At 62.3% G+C, this 21,374-nt stretch carries 24 protein-coding genes; 12 read left to right on the forward strand and 12 right to left on the reverse strand.

Annotation, left to right across the window (positions count from 1 at the left end; all coding sequences use genetic code 11):
- Positions 1–8: 8 nt before the first annotated feature.
- Positions 9–857: a 3-hydroxybutyryl-CoA dehydrogenase gene (locus tag CAF92_RS03400; RefSeq protein WP_085599221.1), complete on the forward strand. Its 849-nt coding sequence runs from the start codon at positions 9–11 to the stop codon at positions 855–857.
- A 12-nt stretch (positions 858–869) separates the two neighbouring features.
- Complete coding sequence (locus tag CAF92_RS03405) at positions 870–1,451, forward strand: TetR/AcrR family transcriptional regulator (protein ID WP_046615192.1); 582 nt, start codon at positions 870–872, stop codon at positions 1,449–1,451.
- Positions 1,452–1,561: 110 nt separating this feature from the next.
- On the opposite strand, the gene CAF92_RS03410 is transcribed toward CAF92_RS03405, so the two are convergent.
- From CAF92_RS03410 to CAF92_RS03430, 5 genes are read right to left on the reverse strand one after another with little or no spacing between them, the layout of a single operon-like run.
- Positions 1,562–1,939, reverse strand: a complete 378-nt coding sequence (locus CAF92_RS03410) for a response regulator (protein ID WP_085599223.1) — start codon at positions 1,937–1,939, stop codon at positions 1,562–1,564.
- A gap of 44 nt (positions 1,940–1,983) precedes the next feature.
- Positions 1,984–3,210, reverse strand: coding sequence for a hybrid sensor histidine kinase/response regulator (locus tag CAF92_RS03415; RefSeq protein ID WP_085599225.1), 1,227 nt, complete (start codon positions 3,208–3,210; stop codon positions 1,984–1,986).
- A complete protein-coding gene (locus CAF92_RS03420; RefSeq protein ID WP_085599227.1) occupies positions 3,204–3,779 on the reverse strand; it encodes a chemotaxis protein CheB in 576 nt (191 codons plus the stop codon). Before CAF92_RS03420 ends, CAF92_RS03415 begins: the two co-directional genes overlap by 7 nt.
- Positions 3,776–4,597, reverse strand: coding sequence for a protein-glutamate O-methyltransferase CheR (locus tag CAF92_RS03425; RefSeq protein ID WP_046615189.1), 822 nt, complete (start codon positions 4,595–4,597; stop codon positions 3,776–3,778). Before CAF92_RS03425 ends, CAF92_RS03420 begins: the two co-directional genes overlap by 4 nt.
- Positions 4,594–8,061 carry a response regulator gene (locus CAF92_RS03430; RefSeq protein WP_046615188.1) on the reverse strand — a complete coding sequence of 1,156 codons (3,468 nt, stop codon included), beginning with the start codon at positions 8,059–8,061 and terminating at the stop codon, positions 4,594–4,596. The genes CAF92_RS03425 and CAF92_RS03430 overlap by 4 nt, the downstream gene beginning before the upstream one ends.
- Before the next feature lie 247 nt (positions 8,062–8,308).
- Between CAF92_RS03430 and CAF92_RS03435 the strand changes: the two genes are divergently transcribed.
- Positions 8,309–8,659 (forward strand): response regulator, encoded by a 351-nt coding sequence (locus tag CAF92_RS03435; protein WP_085599229.1) that lies wholly within the window; start codon positions 8,309–8,311, stop codon positions 8,657–8,659.
- 120 nt (positions 8,660–8,779) lie between these two features.
- On the opposite strand, the gene cobF is transcribed toward CAF92_RS03435, so the two are convergent.
- Positions 8,780–9,529 carry a precorrin-6A synthase (deacetylating) gene (gene cobF / locus CAF92_RS03440; RefSeq protein ID WP_046615186.1) on the reverse strand — a complete coding sequence of 250 codons (750 nt, stop codon included), beginning with the start codon at positions 9,527–9,529 and terminating at the stop codon, positions 8,780–8,782.
- 67 nt (positions 9,530–9,596) lie between these two features.
- Complete coding sequence (locus tag CAF92_RS03445) at positions 9,597–10,886, reverse strand: OprD family porin (protein WP_046615185.1); 1,290 nt, start codon at positions 10,884–10,886, stop codon at positions 9,597–9,599.
- Between the two features lie 361 nt (positions 10,887–11,247).
- Between CAF92_RS03445 and CAF92_RS03450 the strand changes: the two genes are divergently transcribed.
- From CAF92_RS03450 to CAF92_RS03460, 3 genes are all read left to right on the forward strand, one after another.
- Positions 11,248–11,607: a histone-like nucleoid-structuring protein, MvaT/MvaU family gene (locus tag CAF92_RS03450; protein WP_046615184.1), complete on the forward strand. Its 360-nt coding sequence runs from the start codon at positions 11,248–11,250 to the stop codon at positions 11,605–11,607.
- Between the two features lie 224 nt (positions 11,608–11,831).
- Positions 11,832–12,359, forward strand: a complete 528-nt coding sequence (gene gloA, locus CAF92_RS03455; RefSeq protein WP_085599231.1) for a lactoylglutathione lyase — start codon at positions 11,832–11,834, stop codon at positions 12,357–12,359.
- Between the two features lie 97 nt (positions 12,360–12,456).
- Positions 12,457–12,699: a hypothetical protein gene (locus CAF92_RS03460; protein ID WP_013973119.1), complete on the forward strand. Its 243-nt coding sequence runs from the start codon at positions 12,457–12,459 to the stop codon at positions 12,697–12,699.
- Between the two features lie 128 nt (positions 12,700–12,827).
- Here CAF92_RS03460 and CAF92_RS03465 read toward each other — a convergent pair whose 3' ends face one another.
- Complete coding sequence (locus CAF92_RS03465; RefSeq protein WP_046615182.1) at positions 12,828–13,649, reverse strand: shikimate 5-dehydrogenase; 822 nt, start codon at positions 13,647–13,649, stop codon at positions 12,828–12,830.
- 162 nt (positions 13,650–13,811) lie between these two features.
- On the opposite strand from CAF92_RS03465, the gene CAF92_RS03470 reads away from it, so the two are divergent.
- Positions 13,812–14,156, forward strand: a complete 345-nt coding sequence (locus tag CAF92_RS03470) for a hypothetical protein (RefSeq protein ID WP_025338687.1) — start codon at positions 13,812–13,814, stop codon at positions 14,154–14,156.
- Positions 14,157–14,250: 94 nt separating this feature from the next.
- Entirely contained in the window at positions 14,251–14,433 is a 183-nt protein-coding gene (locus CAF92_RS03475; protein ID WP_025338686.1) for a hypothetical protein, read from the forward strand.
- A gap of 73 nt (positions 14,434–14,506) precedes the next feature.
- On the opposite strand, the gene CAF92_RS03480 is transcribed toward CAF92_RS03475, so the two are convergent.
- Positions 14,507–14,992: a glycoside hydrolase family protein gene (locus tag CAF92_RS03480; protein WP_085599233.1), complete on the reverse strand. Its 486-nt coding sequence runs from the start codon at positions 14,990–14,992 to the stop codon at positions 14,507–14,509.
- Positions 14,993–15,057: 65 nt separating this feature from the next.
- Complete coding sequence (locus CAF92_RS03485; protein ID WP_046615180.1) at positions 15,058–15,423, reverse strand: hypothetical protein; 366 nt, start codon at positions 15,421–15,423, stop codon at positions 15,058–15,060.
- 163 nt (positions 15,424–15,586) lie between these two features.
- On the opposite strand from CAF92_RS03485, the gene CAF92_RS03490 reads away from it, so the two are divergent.
- Entirely contained in the window at positions 15,587–16,411 is an 825-nt protein-coding gene (locus CAF92_RS03490; protein WP_046615179.1) for a S24 family peptidase, read from the forward strand.
- 130 nt (positions 16,412–16,541) lie between these two features.
- On the opposite strand, the gene CAF92_RS03495 is transcribed toward CAF92_RS03490, so the two are convergent.
- On the reverse strand, positions 16,542–16,865 hold the full coding sequence (locus CAF92_RS03495) for a DUF1654 domain-containing protein (RefSeq protein WP_085599235.1): 324 nt from the start codon (positions 16,863–16,865) through the stop codon (positions 16,542–16,544).
- A 235-nt stretch (positions 16,866–17,100) separates the two neighbouring features.
- Between CAF92_RS03495 and CAF92_RS03500 the strand changes: the two genes are divergently transcribed.
- Together CAF92_RS03500 and pbpG are read left to right on the forward strand one after the other, a co-directional pair.
- The gene (locus CAF92_RS03500) at positions 17,101–17,775 is read left to right on the forward strand and encodes a polysaccharide lyase family 7 protein (protein ID WP_085599237.1); all 675 of its coding nucleotides are present in this window, start codon (positions 17,101–17,103) and stop codon (positions 17,773–17,775) included.
- Between the two features lie 330 nt (positions 17,776–18,105).
- Positions 18,106–19,032 (forward strand): D-alanyl-D-alanine endopeptidase, encoded by a 927-nt coding sequence (gene pbpG / locus CAF92_RS03505; RefSeq protein ID WP_023662495.1) that lies wholly within the window; start codon positions 18,106–18,108, stop codon positions 19,030–19,032.
- A gap of 157 nt (positions 19,033–19,189) precedes the next feature.
- Here pbpG and CAF92_RS03510 read toward each other — a convergent pair whose 3' ends face one another.
- Positions 19,190–19,624 (reverse strand): hypothetical protein, encoded by a 435-nt coding sequence (locus CAF92_RS03510; RefSeq protein ID WP_085599239.1) that lies wholly within the window; start codon positions 19,622–19,624, stop codon positions 19,190–19,192.
- A gap of 202 nt (positions 19,625–19,826) precedes the next feature.
- Here CAF92_RS03510 and CAF92_RS03515 point away from each other — a divergent pair, with 202 nt between their 5' ends.
- Complete coding sequence (locus tag CAF92_RS03515; RefSeq protein ID WP_085599241.1) at positions 19,827–21,161, forward strand: lysine N(6)-hydroxylase/L-ornithine N(5)-oxygenase family protein; 1,335 nt, start codon at positions 19,827–19,829, stop codon at positions 21,159–21,161.
- The last annotated feature ends 213 nt before the right edge of the window (positions 21,162–21,374 follow it).

Here is a 21,374-nt window from a genome sequence, read left to right on the forward strand (position 1 = left end):
ACCGACACATGAGCATTGAACAGATTGCCGTGATCGGCGCCGGCACCATGGGCAACGGCATTGCCCAGGTGTGTGCGGTGGCCGGCTACCAGGTGCTGTTGGTGGACGTTTCCGACGCTGCGCTGGAGCGCGGCGTGGCCACCTTGAGCAAGAACCTCGAGCGCCAGGTCGGCAAAGGTACCCTCGACGCCGACAAGGCGGCAGCCGCCCGCACCCGCATTCGCACCAGCACCGACTACACCCAGCTCAGCAGTGCGCAGATGGTGATCGAGGCCGCCACCGAGAACCTGCAGCTCAAGCAGCGCATCCTGCAGCAGGTGGCTGCCAACGTCGCAGCCGACTGCCTGATCGCCACCAACACCTCGTCGCTGTCGGTCACCCAGCTGGCGGCCAGCATCGAGCACCCCGAGCGATTCATCGGCGTGCACTTCTTCAACCCGGTGCCGATGATGGCGCTGGTCGAGATCATTCGCGGCCTGCAGACCAGCGACAGCACCTACGCCCAGGCGCTCGTGGTGACCGAAAAGGTCGGCAAGACCCCGATCACCGCCGGCAACCGCCCGGGGTTCGTGGTCAACCGCATCCTGGTGCCGATGATCAACGAAGCGATCTTCGTGTGCCAGGAAGGCCTGGCCAGTGCCGAGGATATCGACACCGGCATGCGCCTGGGTTGCAACCAGCCGATCGGCCCGCTGGCCCTGGCCGACCTGATCGGCCTGGACACCCTGCTGGCAATCATGGAGGCCTTCCATGAAGGCTTCAACGACAGCAAGTACCGCCCTGCCCCGTTGCTCAAGGAAATGGTCGCGGCCGGTTGGCTGGGGCGCAAGAGCGGCCGCGGTTTCTTCACCTACTGAGGAGCGAACGCCATGCCCCCGGTCAATGCCGCGATGCGCTGTGCCAACTTCGAAGAGCGGCGTGACCGGGCCATGGCGCTGTTTGCCGAAAAGGGCTTTGGCCAGGTCAGCATGCGCGAGCTGGCAGCCCATGTTGGGCTTACCGCAGGCTCGCTGTACCACCACTTTCCCAGCAAGCAGGACTTGTTGTACGACCTGATCGAGGAGTTGTACGAGGAGCTGCAGGCCACCCTGGACCAGGGGCGGCGGGCCATGGCACGCGGGGCGTCGGCGCTGAGCAGCCTGATTGCCGCACATTGGCAGTTGCATGCCGAACGGCCCATGCAGTTTCGCCTGGCAGAGCGCGACTTCTGTTGCCTGAGCGAAGACCAGCAGGCACGCCTGGCCTTGTTGCGCAAGCGCTATGAGGCGGGGTTGCTGAGGTTGATCGCACCGCAGGCGAAGTTGCAAGGGGAGGCCCTGGTGGCCACGGCGCATGTGGTGGCGACGCTGCTGAACCAGTTGCCGGGGCTGTTGAAGGCCTTGCCTGAAGAACAGGGGCTGGGGTTGATGGAAAGCATGCTGGTGGGTGGGCTGGAGCGGACACTGCGCTAGTCTGTTCGGGCCCTTTCGCGGGTAAACCCGCTCCCACAGGAACTGTGCAAACCTTGAGACTTGCACAGTTCCTGTGGGAGCGGGTTTACCCGCGAAAGGGCCAGTGCAGGCTAGCGCAGAAGCGACTGGATCTGCTCGTGCAAGGTATCCAGGTCGAACGGCTTGGCCAGGATCGGTGCCTTGCGGGTGATCGGGCTGCCGGATTCGAGAATCTCCGCCGGGTAGCCGCTGATGAAGATCACCTTCAGGTCCGGCCGCAATTTCACCGCCGGCTCCGCAATGTCCACCCCGGAAACCCCGCCCGGCAAGCGGAAGTCCGTCACCATCAGGTCCAGGTGCGGCTTGCTCGCCAGGATCGCGAATGCCTGTTCACCATCTTCGGCCACCAGCACGTGGTAGCCCTCCCCTGCCAGGTAATCACGCAGGATCATGCGAATCGCCGGTTCGTCCTCGACCACCAGTACTACGTCTTGTGCATCTTCACTCATGTCAACGCCTTGAAATACTTACAGCTGGCCATCAGACCCCAGTCTCAGGCAGAGGTTGCCCGTGCCTGGTCGTTTTGTTGTTCGTAGGTTGCCAGTGGCAATTGCAAGGTGAAGGTGGCCCCTTTGCCCTCTTCACTCTGCACCAGTATGCGCCCGCCATGGGCCTGGACGATCTGTTCCGATATGTACAGCCCCAGGCCCAACCCACCACTGGCTTGCTGGGTGGCGACCCGCTCGAACTGCTGGAAGATGCGCTGCTGGTTGGCCACGCAGATGCCGATGCCATGGTCCTGCACCTGTACGCAAGCCAGGCCGTCCTGCTCGAACACCCGTACCTGCACCGGCTTGCGCTCACCATAACGCAAGGCATTGGACAACAGGTTGGCCAGCACCTGCTCGATGCGAAACTCGTCCCACTCGCCTTGCAGCGGCTCGCAGCGCTGCAACTCGATATGGGTTTCCAGTGCGCTGGCCTGGGCGGCAAAGTTCTCCACCAGGCCACGCACCAGCAGGCCCAGGTCGAACGCCTTGGGCCGCAGCGACAGTTTGCCGGTGCGGATGCGCGACACATCGAGCATGTCTTCGACCAGGCGGATCAGGCTGTTGATCTGGCGCTCGTCGCGCTCGACCATGGCCTGCAGCTTGTCGCCGCTGAAGGCGGCCAGGTTGCCGCGTGCCAGGTGCAGCTTGCGCAGCTGGGTTTCCAGGATCAGGCCATTGAGAGGGGTGCGCACCTCATGGGACACGATCGACATGAAGTCATCGCGCATACGCACGGCATGTTCCAGTTCAGCCCGCGCCGTTTGCAGCTGGGCCAGCAGCAGCTCCTGCTCCTGGCGGCTGCGTTCAAGGGCCTCCAACTGGCGGTCGAGCACCTTGCGCTGGCGGTACAGGTCGACGAACACCGACACTTTGCTCTTCACCGCCAGGGTGTCGAGCGGCTTGTGCAGGAAGTCCACCGCGCCGCTTTCATAACCCTTGAACGCGTAGTTCATCTCGCGCCCGGCGGCAGTGACGAACACAATGGGGATGTTGCGGGTCTTTTCCGTGCCGCGCATCAGCTCGGCCAGCTCGAAACCGTTCATGCCCGGCATCTGCACGTCGAGGATGGCCAGGGCGAACTCGTGCTCGAGCAACAGCGACAACGCTGCCTCGGCCGACTGGGCCTGGTGCACCTCGCGGTCTTGGCCCTGGATCAGGGCGTCGAGGGCCAGCAGGTTTTCTGGCAGGTCGTCGACGATCAGCAGTTTTGCGATGGTGTGGCTTAGCATGCGCTGGGTTCCAGGGCCGCGAGCAATCGCTCGATGCCACTCAGAGAAAGAATATGGTCGGGCTGGTGCAGGGCCAGTGCGGCCTCCGGCATCAGCGCCACCTGTGCGTCGCAAGGGTCCTGGACCACGGTCCGTCCCCCGTTGCGCTTGATATAGGCCAGGCCTTCGGCGCCATCTTCGTTGGCGCCGGTGAGCAGCATGCCCAGCAGGCCGGCTCCGTAGGCATCGGCCGCCGACATGAACAGGTAGTCGATCGCCGGCCGGGAAAAATGCACCGGCGGCTCCTGGCTCAGCGACAGGGTCAGGTCACGCTCCACGGACAGGTGGTAACCCGGCCCGGCCACGTAGATCTGCCCGGCGCGCAGCGGCTGCTTGTCACGGGCTTCGCACACTGGCCGCCGCAGGCGGCGCTGCAGCACTTCGGCCAGCTGGCTGTGACGGTCATCCGGCAGGTGCAGCACGCATATCACCGGAATGGCGACGCCGGCCGGCAATGCGCCCAGCACGCTGAACAGCGCCGTCACGCCGCCCGCAGAGGCGCCGACTACCATCGCGCGTACGCCTTTCATGACTTGCGGTAGATCCGTTCGGGCTTGACCAGCGGCTCGAAACGCTCGCTGTAGGCGGAAAAATCCACCGATTCCTTGCTGCCCAGCACCAAAAAGCCGCGGTGACACAGCGACTCGTGGAACAGGCCCAGGGCGCGGTCCTGCAGCTCCTTGTTGAAGTAGATGAGCACGTTGCGGCACGACACCAGCTGGGTTTCGGAAAACACGCTGTCGGTGGCCAGGCTGTGGTCGGCGAAGGTCACGTTGTCACGCAAGGTACTATCCATGATGGCGTTGCCGTAGGCCGCGGTGTAGTACTCGGCAAAGTCACGCCGGCCGCCTGCGATGCGATAGTTTTCGGCGTACTCGTGCATGCTCTGCATCGAATAGATGCCCTGCTTGGCCTTGTCCAGCGAATGCGGATTGATGTCGGTGGCATAAATGATGGTGCGTTCCAGCAGGCCCTCCTCGCGCAGCAGGATGGCCATCGAATACACCTCCTCGCCCGTGCTGCAACCGGCAATCCACACCTTGATCGAAGGCCAGGTGCGCAGCAGCGGCACCACTTCGTTGCGCAGCGCCAGGTAGTGCCCCGGGTCGCGGAACATCTCGCTGACCGGGATCGTCAGGTATTGCAGCAACTGCATGAACATGCCAGGGTCGTGCAGCACGCGCTCCTGCAGCGCCGACACCGTGAGGCAGTCGAACTGGCGCAGCGCATGCAGGATCCGACGCTTGATCGACGCGCCGGAATAGTTGCGAAAATCGTAGCTGTACTTGAGGTAGATGGCCTCGATCAGCAAGCGGATTTCGATATCGGTGTTACGTTCGCTAGTCAAATTCGCTCCAGTTGCGGCAGCCACACACGGATCAGCGAGAACAAACGGTCCAGGTCGATCGGTTTGGCCAGGTAATCGTTGGCGCCGGCCTGCAGGCAACGCTGCTGGTCATCCTTCATCGCCTTGGCGGTCACGGCAATGATCGGCAGCTTGCGCCAGCGCGATTGCTGGCGGATCAGCCGGGTGGCCTCGAAGCCGTCCATCTCCGGCATCATCACGTCCATCAGCACCAGGTCGATGTCGTCATGCTGCTCCAGGCGCTCGATGGCTTCGCGGCCGTTGCGGCCGATTTCGACGATCGCGCCCTTGTGTTCCAGCGCGCTGGTGAGGGCGAAGATATTGCGCACATCGTCGTCCACCAGCAACACCTTGCGGCCTTCGAATACCTTGTCGCGGCTGCGCGCGGTCTTGAGCATGCGCTGGCGTTCGTTGGACAACTGCGACTCGACCTTGTGCAGGAACAGCGTCACTTCGTCCAGCAGGCGCTCCGGCGAACGGGCGCCCTTGATGATGATGGAGCGCGAATACTTGAGCAGATCGGCTTCTTCTTCGCGGGTCAGGTTGCGCCCGGTATACACGATCACCGGCGGGAAGGCACGGATATCCTCGGCGGTCATGCGCTTGAGCAGCTCGTTGCCAAGCATGTCGGGCAGCTTGAGGTCGATGATCATGCAGTCGTAGATGTTCTCGCGCAGCAACGCCAGGGCATCCTGGGCCATGGCCACGGCGGTGATCTCGACATCGTCGTCGCCGATCAGGCGCGCAATGCTCTCGCGCTGCAGGTCGTCGTCCTCGACCAGCAGGATGTGCTTGAGCTTCTGGGTCAGCTTGGCCTCCAGGCGGGCGAACACTTCCTTCAGTTGTTCGCGGCTGGTGGGCTTGACCGCGTAGCCGACTGCGCCCATGTGCATGGCAGCCTCGACCCGGTCCTCCACCGAAATGATATGCACCGGGATGTGCCGGGTGCTCGCCTGCTCCTTCAGGCGTTGCAGCACGGTCAGGCCGGAATGGTCAGGCAGGCGCATGTCCAGCAGGATGGCATCGGGGATGTACTGGGCGGCCAGTTCGAAGCCCTCGTCGGCGCCCTGCGCCACCAGGCAGCTGTAGCCCAGCTCGTGGGCCAGGTCGAAGAGGATGCGGGCGAAATTCGGTTCGTCCTCGATAACCAGAATGCAGCGGTTGCCGAACGGTGCACGCTCGCGGTCGTCGTCAAACACCGGTGCCTGCCGTTTCGGCGCCGCCACCGCCGGTGCCTGCGGCGGGGGTGGCAGGCTGTCGACCGCCGGGCGCAGGCTGAGCGGCTCGATATCCTGCGCCACCCGCTCATAGCGCTCCGGCAGGATCAGGCTGAACACGCTGCCCTGGCCGGGGCTGCTGTCGACGTTGATCTGCCCGCCCAGCAGGTGCGCCAGGTCGCGGGAAATGGACAGGCCAAGGCCGGTACCGCCATAACGGCGGTTGCTGGTGCCATCGACCTGGTGGAAGGCGCCGAAGATTGCCTGCTGCTGGTCGGCGGCGATGCCGATGCCGGTATCGCGCACGGCGAAGACGATGCCGGTGCCAGGCTGGTAACCGATGTTCAGGCTGACCTGGCCGCGCTCGGTGAACTTGATGGCGTTGGACAACAGGTTCTTGAGAATCTGCTCCAGCCGCTGGCGGTCGGTGAACAGAGTGGCCGGCACCTGCGCCTCGGCGGTCACCTCGAAGGCCAGCCCCTTGTGCCCGGCCAACGGCTCGAACATGCCACGCAGGCCTTCGACCAGGCGTTCCACCTGGGTGTTTTCGGGGCGCACTTCGAGCTTGCCGGCTTCCACCTTGGCGATGTCGAGAATGTCGTTGATCAGGTTGAGCAGGTCGTTGCCGGCCGAATAGATGGATTCGGCGAACTTGACCTGCTCGTCGCTGAGGTTGCCCTCGCCGTTCTCCGCCAGCAGCTTGGCCAGGATCAGCGAACTGTTCAACGGCGTGCGCAGCTCGTGGGACATGTTGGCGAGGAATTCGGACTTGTACTTGCTCGAACGCTGCAGCTCCTCGGCGCGCGCCTGCAGCTCGTCCTGGGCCTGGAGCAGTTCGTCGTTCTTGCGGTCCAGCGCCTCGGTGCGCTCTGACAGTTGCTCGTTGGTCTGCTCCAGTTCCGCCTGCTGGGTTTCCAGGTGGGCCTGGGACTCCTTGAGCACGCGGGATTGCTCTTCGAGCTCTTCGTTGGCGGTTTTCAGCTCTTCCTGCTGCACTTGCAGCTCTTCGTTCAGTTGCTGGGTCTCGGCCAGCACTTCCTGCAGGCGTTGCCGGTAGCGAGCGCTTTCGATGGAGATACCGAGGTTGCCACGGACCCGCTGCAGCATCTCTTCGTCACGCTCCTGCAGCGGCCGCAGGAAGCCCAGCTCCAGCACGCCGTTGATCTGCCCGTCATCGCTGCAGGGCATCAGCATGGCACTGCGCGGCAGGCCCCGGCCCAGGCCGGAACTGAGGTGGAAATAGCCTTCGGGCAAGTCGTCCAGGCGCAGCAGCCGCGCTTCGCGCACGGCCTGGGCCAGCAGGCCTTCGTGATCGCCCAGCACCTGCTCGCGTGCCTGCTCCTCGGCATCCAGGCCATAGCTGGCCACACGTACCAGGCGGCCATGTTCGTCGCGCACATACAACGCGCCGACCACGCTGCCCAGGTAACCGGCGAAGAAGCGCAGGATGTTGTCACCGAGCATGGGCAGGGTCAGCTGGCCGAGCACCTGTTCGGCCAGTTGCGTTTGCCCGTTGCGCAGCCATGCCTGGTATTCCAGGTGTTCGGCCGCGCGCTGCTGGGCTTTCAGGTTTTCGTCATAGCTACCGGACAGCGCCAGCAGGTCGCGCCGCCCGAGGTAGGCCAGCAAGGCGCTGAGGCCGACGATGAACAGCACGAAGGACGACATGACCGTGACGGTCACACTGTTGACCCTCTCGTTGCGCGCCATGCGCAACTGCTGTTCGCTGGCGATCAGGTTGTCGAACTCCTTGCGGATCTCGTCGGTCAGGCGCTTGCCGCGGCCGTTGCCGATCAAGGCGCTGTAATCACCCTGGCTGCGGCGCAAGTTGATCATCTCGCTGCCGAAGGTGTTCCACGCCTGCTGCAGGGCGATCAGCCGGTCGATGCGTTCGACCTGCTGCGGGTTGTCCTCGACCATGCCGCGCAGGCTCTGCAGGCTGCCGAAGATGCGTGGCTTGGCCACCTCGTAGGGGTCGAGGAAACGCTCGTCGCCGGTGATCAGGAAGCCACGCATGCCGGTTTCCATGTCGATCGACAGTTTGACCGTTTCGTTGGCATTGCCGATCACCCGGTCGGTGTGCTCGACCCACTGCAAGGCCGAAAGCAGGTAGTTGATCACCGCGACGAAGGCAACGGCCCCCAGCAGGCCAACCCCCAGGGGTAGGCCGACGTTGCGGCTCAACAGCTTGCGGAAGCTCCGCTGGTCCATCGTGGCTGCTTGAATCATGTGAAAACGCCCGAGCAAGTAAAGTCCATTGAAAGTGTGGCAAATCGATCGTTGTAGTTGTCTGCCGCTGCTCTGTCCCGTAAAGCGAGTCTAACCAGCTTTGACGGGTCTGGCAGGGCATTTAGCCAGTATTTGAAGGTAGCGTGCGCCAAACGTTCCATCTGATTGCAGTGCCCGGTATCCTCGGGAACTTCTGCTGCCATCTGGAGCACAGATTAAAGACATTCATTAGCACAGGATCCGAACCATGCACCTTCTGGTAGTCGAAGACGACGACATCGTACGCATGCTGATGGTCGAAGTGCTCGACGAACTGGGCTACACGGTCATCGAGGCGGACAGTGCCGGCGCGGCGCGGCGCATTCTCGAGGACCCGGGCCAGGAGTTGGCGCTGATGCTGACCGACGTGGGGCTGCCGGACATGCGCGGCGAAGAGTTGGCCGGCAAGGCGCGCGAGCTGCGCCCGCTGCTGCCGGTGCTGTTCGCCAGTGGCTATGCCGAGAACATCAAAGTGCCGGAGGGCATGCACCTGATCGGCAAGCCGTTCAGCATCGACCAGTTGCGGGAGAAGGTGCAGGCCCTTCTGGGTAACCCCTGAAGTCGGCGTCTCCTGCTTCGCGGGCTTGCCCGCTCTCACAGGGAACGCGCGCCCCTGAAGCTGGCGCTGTACCTGTGGGAGCGGGTTCACCCGCGAAAGGGCCGGAACAGGTACCACACCTCACAGCTCCCTGCGCAACAGGTAGCTATCCATGATCCACCCCTTGCGCGCCCGCTCCCGCTCACGCACTTCCACTATCTGCGCCTTTACCGCCTGCAATGGCCCGGCAATCAGCACCTCATCCGCGGTCCCAAGGTACGCCCCCCAGTAGATCATCAATGCCGGATCATCGAGCCGGGCAAACGCGCACTGCCCGTCGAGCATCACCAGCACATTGTCGATCTGCCCCTGCCCGGCCAGGCGCCGCCCTGGCAATACGGTCAACGGCTCACCGATGCGGTTGAGCGGCACCTGATGGCGCGCCGCCAACGCCTGCACGCTGCTGATGCCCGGAATTACCCGCAGGCGCAGCGCCACACCACGCTCGCGGACCAGGCCAAGTATGCGCAGGGTGCTGTCGTAAAGCGTCGGCTCGCCCCACAGCAAAAAAGCGCCGGTTTCACCGTCGCCTATCTCCTGTTCGATCAGTTGGGCATACAGCGCTGCGCGCTGCCGGTGCCAGTCCTGCACCGCGCCCAGATAGTCATCCGCCTGGCCATCGCGTGCAGGGTCGGCCACCTGTACCAGGCGGTAGCCGCCCTCGGGCCTGTAGCGTTGCAGGATGGCCTTGCGCAGGTGCACCAGTTCGTCCTTGTCGCCGCCCTTGTCGAGTACGAAGAACACGCTGGCCTGGCGCAGCGCATCGACCGCCTCGTAGGTGACCTGGCGCGGGTCACCCGGGCCGATGCCGATCAACAACAGGTCTTTCATTGCCCTGCCCTTTGCGGGAACCAGCAGCCATTGTCAGGTGGCTGCCGGTATTTGGCAAAGCGCCCCATCAGAAGACGGAGAAGTTGTAGCTGACAATGACCCGAGTCTCGTCCATGTCACGCGCCCACTTTTCATAGTTGCTGCGGTAAGTGGAATTACGCAGGCGCACACTGACATCCTTGAACGTGCCACTTTGCACCTGGTACTTGAACTCGGTGTCGCGTTCCCACTCTTTGCCTTCGGCCGTGCTGCCCGGCACCTTGATATTGTCACCGTTGATGTAGCGGGTGAAGAAGGTCAGGCCGGGCACGCCCAGGGCCTTGAAGTCATAGTCATAACGCACCTGCCAGGAACGTTCCTGGGCGGCGGCGAAATCGTTGACCTGGGCATAGTTGACCAGGTAGGGGTTGGTGCCATCCAGGTATGGCATGGCACTGTCGCCATACATGCGCTGCCAGCCGGCACTGAGCTTGTGGCCACCCAGGCTGTAGCCGAGCATGCCGCTGAACGCGCGATGGTCGATTTCGCCGGCGCGGGCATTGCCGATGTCGTCACTCTTGATCAAGCGCAGGTCTGCCGTCAGGCTGCCCACGGCCAATGGCTGGCTGGCCACCAGGCCGAGGAAGTGCTGGCGGTAGATGTTCTCCAGCTTGGCCACCTGGTACTGGGCGCTGAAGCGCTCGTTGAAACGGTAATCGACACCGGCCAGGTCAAAGTGATCAGCCTCGATATCGCAGGCATAGCGCTTGTTCTTGCAATGCACGCGAATGTCCTGGCGGTCGGTGGAATCCCGTGCGGTGTACTTGTCCAGGCGGGCCAAGGTGAACTTCAGGTCGCGCACTTCTTCGGAGGTGAGCATGGCGCCATGGAACATGGTCGGTAGCAGGCGACCATCGTTGTACTTGAGCAGCGGCAAATCCGGCATCATCGAACCGTACTTGAGCACGGTATTTGAAACCTTGACCTTGGCCGCCAGGCCCATCTTCGCGTACTGGTCCGCCGAGTGCCGTGGGTCATGGCCGGAAGACGGCAACAGGCCGCTGTTACTGTCCGCCGGGCTGGAGTCAAGTTTGAAGCCGAACATGCCCAGCGCATCCACACCAAAACCTACCGGCCCCTGCGTATAACCCGACTGTACATTGAGGATGAAACCTTGTGCCCATTCTTCGCGTTTGGACGCACCCTGGCTGGAACTGCTGTGGCCGTCACGAAAATCCCGGTTGAAATAGACATTGCGTGCTTCGACCTTTGCACTGCTGTCTTCAAGAAAACCGGCGGCCTGGGCATTGACGCCGGCACACAACAGGAACAGGCCGGCAACACGACGCCCGGGGGCGAGGGGGAAAGGGGCAAACATGGGAGAGAACATCCAGAATCAAGGCGAGTAAACAACCTGTGGCACGTACTGGCCACGGTACTGCGAGGGGGCCGGACAATAGCCAGCCATCATCTGAAATGATCGCGCGAAGGCTCTGGCATGGGCCATTGGACCATGGTCTAAGCAACCCGCAAGGCAACCGCGGAAAAACCGGAAAATACCGCGCACAAAACTAGGAAAGTTCCCGGCTTACTTACAAAAAGTTTGCAGTTTACCCAGTACCCACGAATGACTACACTCGATATCAGCGAACAGCGGAACCCACCCGCGTGGCCGGCGTTTTTATTCTTCTTCAATGTTCGTCACGCCCTGCCACGACCGACGTACAGGAGTGATTACAGTGTCCAGACTTGCAGAGTTTCGTGCTGCCGAAAAAGCGCTCCAGGAACAGATGGCGCAACTGGAAGCGTTGAAAAAGGATGCCGGCCTCAAACGCGAAATCGAATTCGAGCAGAAACTAGTCGGCCTGATGAAAAGCTACGACAAGAGCCTGCGCGATATCATCGCCATCCTCGACCCGAAGGCAGTGGCCCGGGTTACCAGTGCAGCGCCCAAGCAACAGCGCCGCGCGCGCGTGGTGAAGGTTTACACCAACCCGCACACCGGCGAGCGGATCGAGACCAAAGGGGGCAACCACCGTGGGCTCAAGGCCTGGAAAGAACAATACGGAGCCGCCACGGTAGAAAGCTGGGTACGCTGATGAAACGTCCACACGTACTTCACACTTTTTTCACAAGGGCTGGCTCAGTATCGAGACAGCTAAAGGACTAGCGACCCCATCACGCGCCCGCACATGCGGGCCTCTAATTCCAGCGCCCTGCCTCGTGCAGGGCGCTTTCATTTGCGCAATCGACACACTGCCGTATCATGGCCAGCCTGTCTGTTTTGCCGGCGCCCTACGCCGGCCCCGCCTCAGGAGTTCCCATGAGCCTGCACGATCTGCAAACCCTGCCTGGCGTCACCGCCCAACCGGACGCCGCCACTGCCCAGTTCGTCTTCAACCACACCATGCTGCGGGTCAAGGACATCGAGAAGTCCCTGGACTTCTACACCCGCGTGCTGGGCTTCCGCCTGGTGGACAAGCGCGACTTCCCCGAAGCTGCCTTCAGCCTGTACTTCCTGGCCCTGGTCGACCCGGCGCAGATCCCGGCCGATGACAACGAACGCCACCAATGGATGAAGTCGATTCCGGGCGTGCTGGAGCTGACCCACAACCACGGCACCGAAAACGATGCCGAATTTGCCTACCACAACGGCAATACCGACCCACGCGGCTTTGGCCATATCTGCATTTCGGTACCAGACGTACGCGCTGCCTGTGCACGCTTCGAGGCACTGGATGTACCGTTCCAGAAACGCCTGCAGGACGGGCGCATGAACCACCTGGCCTTCGTCAAGGACCCGGATGGTTACTGGGTTGAAGTCATCCAGCCGACCGAACTCAAAGGCTGAGCGCTCATCGCGGCTCGCTCGTCGGGCCGGGAACTCCCGGCCCCTTGCTGTGGTATATGAAGGTAACTGCTTCACATGCCACAGCGAGGTAAGGACGATGCAATCTCTTCACTGTGAATATCGCAAGCACACCATCACCGCCAGCGTGATGCCCCACCCCGATTCCCCCCTGCCCTATGCCGCCGGGTGCCTGATCACCGACCCCGACGGACACACCAGCAGGCGCATGTCGATGCCGATGAAGTTCTTCTCCGACCTCGAGAACGCACAGCATGTGTCGCTGGCCCATGGCCGGGCGCTGGTCGACCAGCAGCTGGATGAAGGGCACAAGGTGTTCTGACCTTGTCGATGCCTGTACCGGCCTCTTCGCGGGTAAACCCGCTCCCACAGGAGGTAATGCCGCCGCTACATGCCGGCACTATCCCTGTGGAAGCGGGTTTACTCGCGAATGGGCCGGCACAGTAATAATCAGATATCCCGGGCGTACGCCACCGCCGCCTCCACCTGCGCCCGGGTCGGCCGCACCCCGGTGTACAGCACGAACTGCTCCAGCGCCTGCAGCGCGATCACCTCCAGCCCGGTGATCACCGGCTTGCCCAGCGCCCGCGCCCGGCGGATCAACGGTGTGCTCTCTGGCATCGCCACCACGTCGAACACTCGCGCCGCCGCGGCAATGGCGTTCTCGGAAAACGCCAGTTCCTCGGCCTCGGGGCCGCCCGCCATGCCGATCGGCGTCACGTTCACCAGCATGGGTGGGCACAGGTCCTCCAGCTCCGGCACCCAGCGATAACCACAGACATCCGCCAACTGCCGCCCGGCCTGCTCGTTGCGCGCAACGATGATGCCTTCGGCGAACCCGGCGTCGCGCAAGGCACTTGCCACGGCCTTGGCCATGCCGCCACTGCCGCGCAAGGCAAACGCCGTGGTCGGGTCGACCTGGTGCTGCGCCAGTAGCTGGCGCACGGCCAGGTAATCGGTGTTGTAGGCCTTCAGGTGGCCATTGGTATTGACCAGGGTATTGACCGACTCGATGGCCGCCGCCGATGGGTCGATCTCGTCGACCAAGGCCATGCAGGCCTCCTTGTACGGCATCGATACACCACAACCGCGGATACCCAAGGCGCGAATACCCGCCACCGCCGCCGGCAGGTCATCGGTGCGCATGGCCTTGTAATAGAAGTCCAGGCCCAACTGCTGGTACAGGTGGTTGTGGAACCGTACCCCGAAGGTGCCGGGGCGGCCGGCCAGGGAAATGCACAGCACGGTGTCTCTGCTGGGAGTTGTCGACATAACCTGCTCCTTTGTCATAACTGAAACGTTTGTTCAGCGTAACAGAGGCAACCGCTGGTCGTCCCTTACACAACCTTTACCGTTCCCCCATGCTCAGCTGACGAAGAGTGGAGTCATAGTAATAGGACCCCACACCTGGAGTGTCCTTGCGAGGGTCTCTTCATGAACCGTCACATTCCCGGAATCGCCCTGCTGGTCGGAGCCCTGGCCATCAGTGCGCCCGCTGTCGCCCATGGCGGCCATGGCCATGGCGGTTGGTATGGCCCCGGCCCGCTGCTGGGTGCGGCCGTGGTTGGCGCCGTGGTCGGGGCGACGGTTTATGGCGGGCGTGACCGTACCGTGTACGTCGAGCGCCAACCGGTCTACTACGGGCCGCCACCGGTGTACGTGCAACCACCGCCACCGCCGGTGTACTACCAGCCGTACTACGTACCAGCACCACCGCCCCCGGGCTACCGAACCTACTACGGCCCGCCACCGGTGTATTACGGCCCGCCGCGGTGGTAAATGTTGATAGAACCAATGACCACTATCGAGGAAGTTAATTTCAAACCGCCCCGGCTGCTGCGTAAGGTAGGGCCATGTTTTACAGGAGGTCCACATGGCCACTATCCAGATCATGTCCGTCGTCGGCAGTGCCGTCCCCGCTTCGCTGCGTCAGCAGGGCCTGCTGGCATGCTGGTACCTGGTGCGCAACGGCGAAGCCGTAAGCGGACCGATGCCTACCCTCGCCTCGGCCCAGGCGCTGGTCGAACAGTTGCAACCAGGCACCCTGGTCGCCTGACCCGTATTTGTTGTGCGTTGCTCCCTACGCCCTTCTGGCCCGCCTACCTGGCGGGTCTTTTTTTTCCTGGGCGCTACGCCTGCACCTCCCCGCTGCAGGCGATGAACATTGCCAACAACGCGGCCAATTGGTGCTCATGCTGACCGTAGCCAGCGCCAGGCAGGCTGGCCCAGATGGGCGCGGCCTTGGCAATGGCCTGGGTAATGTGGCCGGCCTTGATCAGTGCCAGTGCGCCGCACTCGCTCAGCAACTTGATTGCCGCCAGGTCCTGGGCCTCAGGGGTAAAGCGGCCATTGAAGCCATAAGTGCTCACGATGGCATCCCAGGTACCGGCCAGAATCTGGTACCGCCCCGCTGCGGAGCTGTGGATGCCGTAGCTGGGCAACCATACCTTCTGCCTCGGGTGCCCTCTGTAGTCATTGAAAAGCTGACCGCCGACCAGGACGTTGTAGCCATCATCACTGGCAACGATGGTCGAGGTACCCTCGGACCAGGCCAGCATGTCCAGGAATGCGAGCACGTTCGCGCCGCCGGCAGCGGCAGAATCCAATCGAGCCATGTTGTCTCCATACAGAAAAAGGCCCATACGCATGGGCGTGAACAGAATTTGTCTTGCGGGCCGCCTCATTCACCCTGCTTTCCGCGCAGGCGGGCGACCCCCTCACCCTGTACGATGACCTGCCGGGGAGGATGGCTGCCCCGACTGGTCAGCGCTTCGATCTTGCCCTCCAGGCGCCCTACGGTGACCACCAGCTCATTGCGTTCCTTGGCAAACTGATCGGCCCTGGCCTGCGCTTCCCTTCGTGCGTCACGCTCGATATCGAGCAGCTCGTTCAGGCGCCGGACCACGCCAATATCAGCGTTGTCCATGGCACGGTCAGCCGCATCCCTGGACAGCCACTTGCGCAGCCAGAGGAATGCACCCAGCAAAACGGTGCCTGTTCCGCCCAGCCAGGTGATGGTGCCTGGGCCGAGGTCAGTCGGATCCATGAAAACCTCATTTCCGATGGTGATGTCGTAAGCCCTGGAGAACAGCTTCTCGGAGGCTTTCCTTGCTTGCATATTAAATTTAGCCTGCAGCTAATGTAATGACAAGCATAATTTAGCTATGGGCATATTTAGCAGCGAGCTAAACACTGGCATGCTTCGCCCCATGGACATCTACGAAATTCGCAAGCACAACCTGGTCAAGCTGATCGGCAGCCAGAGGAAGGGATCCTGCGCAGAGCGCTGGGGGATGGCGCCTGCGCACCTGAGCCAGATCCTTTCGGACAAGACAGCGAAGAACCTGGGCGATGACGTGGCCCGCAGAATCGAGGGCATCGAAGGCCTGCCGCGGGGGTGGTTCGACGCGATGGCAGCGGGCGACCAGGCGCAGTCGCCGGTCGAGGCTGGCGACAGCAAGCTTTCCGCGGCCGACCTGGTGAAGCAGATGCTTGCCAGAAGCGGCAGAGGCATCCCTGAAGAAACCCGGCAAAGGCTACTGGCCGCCGCTGAGGAGCCGGCAGACTCGACGCTGGTGGCAGCTGAACTTGTTCGGCCAGGCCTGGTGGGCGACGAAGTGTGGATTGCCCACTACGACGTCCGTGCGGCAATGGGCGGCGGGCAGATTCCCCACGACTACCCCGAGATGTTCAAGGATGTTCGCGTCAGCCCAAGCCATCTGCGTGAGTTGGGCGTGGAGTTCAGCGAGCACCACCACCTGAAGATGGTGACCGGCTGGGGCCAGTCGATGGAGCCGACCATCAAGCACCGCGACCCGCTGATCGTGGACGTCAGCATCCGCGAGTTCGTCGGCGATGGAATCTACCTCTTCTCCTGGGGCGACCACATCTACATCAAGCGGCTGCAGATTGCCGACGAAGACCATTTCGAGATGATTTCCGACAACTCGCGGCACAAGGACCGCGTGATTCGCCGGGAAGAGACCTACATCCAGGCACGGGTGCTGTTGGTGTGGAATGCGCACCTTGTGTAAGCGTCATTGATCTAGCGGGGTACTGCAGGAGCAGCCGTGTGATGCGAAGAGGCCAGTACTGACAAGGCATGCCTGTCCCGGCCTTTTCGCAGCACAAGGCTGCTCCTACGAAGCGGGCATTTTCCGATGTTCAGAAAGGTGCCGCCTCCTCTACCGGCTGCTCGCTGTCCTGCTCGACGATAAAGTCGTCGCGCTCCTCCACGCTGCCGCGCTCCCAGCGCACCGTCACGCTCTCGTCGTCGTTGAAGGTCAGTTCCAACTCGGGCGTCTCGGCCAGCAGGCCCATCACCTCCTCCCACTCGGCATCACCATCGGTATCCAGGCGATGTACCGTCACCCAACGCTGCGTCTGCGCGAGCGGGTGGTTGATCATCGCTGATACCCGCAAGCTCAGCCGCTCCATTCCGGTCATTTCCTGGCGCTGATGGGGCGTCGACTTCATCTGCTTAGACATATTGTTATCCTGACAGCTGTATATTCGTACAGTATTCGAGGAAAGCTTATCTCACCGGCAAATCAAGCGTAAAGCCCCGCTGCGGAAAATTTTCGCCAACAGGTAATTTGTCGCCCGGCGAAATAATTTTAGCCATTAGCTATTGACGCAAATTTAGCGTGAGGCTAAATTTCGTTTCAGCAGCCGCCACCGTGCTGCTGTGGCATCAACCGTCATTTCACTCAGGAGTTACACCATGAGCGTAGATATCCGCAACCTCACCATCGCCGTTCCGGTAGCAGAATCATCGATCAACACCGTAGCGGGCGAACTCACCGGCAGCGAAGCGATTGCCCTGTACCCGACCTACGTGACAGTGCTCAGCGATGGTTCGGTCCAGTTGTTTGCCCCCACCAAAGGCGCCTCGAGCAAAAGCACCCGCAGGACCCGCTGCGAATGGTCGGAGCCCAGATACTGGACCCTGGGCGGCGCCCCGGATCACTGGAATCGTCAGGAGATGACGCTGACCAAGGTCAACTGGGCGCAGAAGGTGGTCATTGCGCAGATGCACGTCTACGGGGACGACAGCCCGCCCGTGAAGGTGTTCTGGAAGAAGGGCGACATCACCCTGGGGTTTCGACAGACCTACAACCAGGCAGATCCCGTAAATTCCACGGTGCTCAAGGGGGTACCGCTAGGGGCGAAGTTCGAGGTGAGCATCCACGCCACCTCCGCAGGCGTGGTGAACGTCACAGCCAGGTGCAATGGAGTGAGCGGTTCGTCCGGCGATCTGCAGTTCGACAGCACCTGGGCTTCGCAGCTATTCGAATTCCACGGCGGGGTCTACAACCAGGTGGACTACACCGATACCACGCCTGCCGATGACGGCTCGATCTGCATCATCAGCGACCTCTCGCTGATCCATGCCTGAACCCAGGCAACCGGCAAGGCATCCCGATGCCCCTGCCCCCCAGTGCAGGTCGCATCGGGATCGCCGTGCGCGGTCATGATTTGCGGTCGCCCTCGGGCGCGATACTCATGGCTGGCGGGCTGATCCAGCGGCAGGCCGAGCGAGGTTGTACTGTTGGCTTCGACAGAATGATGATAGGAAAGAACTGGTACCGGATTAAATTTCGTTCACGTTGCGCCCTTTAGTCATAAGGCATTCGACAGCAATTCAGCCATACTCCAGAATGCAGCGGTTTTTTGGGGGAAAACCCTTGCACAGCCAACGACATACCAACTTTTAGTGAGCCTCAACGTGAAAACATCCCTGTCCATCCTCAGCCTGCTGCTGTTGCTCACAGGTACTGCGACCCTTCCGTCGACCGCTGCTGCACAACCCCCGGCCCAGGTTCAACGCGACCCGTCCAAGCTGCACCTTGCCTCGGGCAGCGCCCTGTTGATCGACCTGAACACCAACCAGGAGCTGTATTCGAGCCACGCTGACCGCGTGGTGCCGATTGCCTCGGTGACCAAGCTGATGACGGCGATGGTAGTGCTGGATGCCAAGCAGCCCATGGATGAGATGCTCACCATGACCATTGCCAACAACCCGGAAATGAAAGGCGTGTATTCGCGTGTGCGGCTGGGCAGCCAACTCGACCGCCGCGAAACCTTGCTGATTACCCTGATGTCGTCGGAAAACCGCGCGGCCAACACCCTGGCCAACCATTACCCCGGCGGTTACCCGGCGTTCATCAAGGCGATGAACGCCAAGGCCCGCAGCCTGGGCATGGCGCACACCCGCTACGTCGAGCCGACCGGCCTTTCGACGCAGAACGTGTCCACGGCCCGTGACCTGGCCAAGCTGCTGATGGCTTCGCGCAAGTACCCGATGCTGAGCGAGCTGTCGACCACCCGCGAGAAGACCGTGGCCTTCCGCAAGCCCAACTACACCTTGGGCTTTCGCAACACCGACCACCTGGTGAACAAGAGCAACTGGGACATCAAGCTGACCAAGACCGGCTTTACCAATGAAGCCGGGCACTGCCTGGTGTTGCTGACCCGCATGGACAACCGCCCGGTGGCGATGGTGATCCTCGACGCCTTTGGCAAGTACACCCACTTCGCCGATGCCAGCCGCATGCGTCAGTGGCTGGAAACCGGCGCTGCCAAACCGGCGCCGGCAGTGGCCATGCAGTACAAGGCGGAGCGGCAGAACAAGGGCCGCCTGGCGGCCGAATGACCGCCACCTGATGCTACCCGGCCCCTGTAGGAGCGGCCTTGTGTCGCGATGGGCTGCAACGCAGCCCCGACGATTTGTGCATTGATGCCAACATCCCGGGGCCGCTTCGCAGCCCATCGCGACACAAGGCCGCTCCTACAGGGGACCGTATCCGCTGTCAGGCCGTGGTGCTTACCATCCCGCCCGCGCTGCTGCCACCTGTTTTCTGTAGCGCTTCAAGCAACTGCGCGGTGGCCTGCAGGATTTCACCATTGATGGTGGCGATGCTCGCCTGCTTGGCGGACACAGCTGCCAGCTTGGTGGTTTCGTCCATCTTCTGCGCCATCAACTGGGCCAGTTGCTTCTGTTCCTCGGCCAGTTGCTTTTGCAGCTTCTTGATCATTTCGCGCAATTGCCTGATGTGCGCAGGCTCGGAACTCTCACTGCTGCCCTGGGCACCCTGAGTCTGGCCGCCACCGTTCAATTTCGACGTGTCGGCCTGAGTGCCGGCCCCACTCTCTTCAGTCTTCTGCGCATCCTGGCTGTCGGCAGCCTGGGTTGCAATCACCGCCTGGGGCGTGGTGCTGATGCTGACTGCTGCAATACCTGTCATGTCTTTCTCCCTGCGTTGCAAATGGGTCCTTGGGTTGTTCTGCCTATCGGCCGCCAGGCGCAAGCCTTTAGCCCCACGTTGCAAGCGGCCAGTCGCCCGCCAGTAAATTCCCCATCGTTTGGCTCGTTCCACCCAATGTACAAGCGCAGGCGCCGGCCTCTCCCGGCGTGCGTCAACATTCGACCATTATGGAACCGCAGCCATGAGCCAGTCTGCAAAACCGGAAACCATCAAGGACCTGATCGGCGTGGGCTTCGGCCCTTCCAACCTGGCCCTGGCCATCGCCCTGGAAGAACTCGCCGAGTCTCAGGGCCATGCCCTCGACGCGCTGTTCATCGACAAACAACAGGACTATCGCTGGCACGGCGAAACCCTGGCCACCCAGAGCGAGTTGCAGATCTCGTTCCTCAAGGACTTGGTGTCGCTGCGCAACCCCACCAGCCCCTACAGCTTCGTCAACTACCTGCACCAGAAACAGCGCCTGGCCGACTTCATCAACCTCGGCACCTTCTACCCCTGCCGCCTCGAGTACAACGACTACCTGCGCTGGGCCGCCGAGCACTTCGCCACCCAGGCGGTATATGGCGAGGAAGTGCTGCGCATCGAACCGGACGTACAGGCGGGTCGGGTCGAGCACCTGCGCCTGGTCTCGCGCGACGCCCAGGGCCGCGAATACAGCCGCCGCACCCGTTCGGTGGTGGTCGCCAGCGGCGGCACGCCGAAAATTCCGGAAAAGTTCGGCGCCTTCAAGGACGACCCGCGGGTATTCCACCACTCCCAGTACCTGAGCAGCCTGAACAAGCTGCCATGCACCGTGGGCAGGCCGATGCGCATTGCCGTGATCGGTTCGGGCCAGAGCGCCGCCGAGGCGTTCATCGACCTCAATGACAGCTACCCGTCGGTCAAGGTCGACATGATCCTGCGCGGTTCGGCCCTCAAGCCTGCCGATGACAGCCCGTTCGTCAACGAGATCTTCTCGCCGGACTACACCGACCTGGTCTACAACGAACCGGCCGACCAACGCAGCAAGCTGCTGGGCGAATACCACAACACCAACTATTCGGTGGTCGATCTCAACCTCATCGAACGCATCTACGGCATCCTTTACCGGCAGAAGGTTGCCCACCAGTACCGCCACAACGTGCTGTGCCGGCGCCACGTCGAAGCCGTCGTGGCCACCCGCGAAGGCCTGGAGCTGACCCTGCGCGACCTTGCCACCGGCCAGCAGCAGACCCACCGCTACGACGCGGTGATACTCGCCACCGGCTACGAGCGCCGCTCACACCGTGACCTGCTGGCGCCCCTGGCCGGCTATGTGGAAGATTTCAGCGTCGATCGCAACTACCGCATGCTGGCCAGCCCCGACCTGCAGGCCTCGGTGTACCTCCAGGGCTTCTGCGAAAACAGCCACGGCCTGAGTGACACCCTGCTCTCGGTGCTGCCGGCGCGCGCTGCAGAAATTGGCCGCGCGCTGTACCAGGACCTGGCGCATCTGCACGACAAGCCGCAACCGGCATTGGCCCTGACCCACGCCTGATCCCCTGCCCTCAAGGCATGCACAGGTCCTGTAGGAGCGGCCTTGTGTCGCGAAAGGGCTGCAAAGCAGCCCCGGCAATTTGTGCATCTGCGCTGAAACCCTGGGGCTGCTGCGCAGCCCTTTCGCGACACAAGGCCGCTCCTACAGGGTCGCGCCAGCTTTCAGGTTTCTTTGCCTGAAACATTTGCTTGCATTTAAAACGGCAGGTTTTCG

Origin of the sequence: Pseudomonas sp. B10(2017) (assembly GCF_002113295.1) — a bacterium.
Taxonomy (GTDB): domain Bacteria; phylum Pseudomonadota; class Gammaproteobacteria; order Pseudomonadales; family Pseudomonadaceae; genus Aquipseudomonas; species Aquipseudomonas pudica.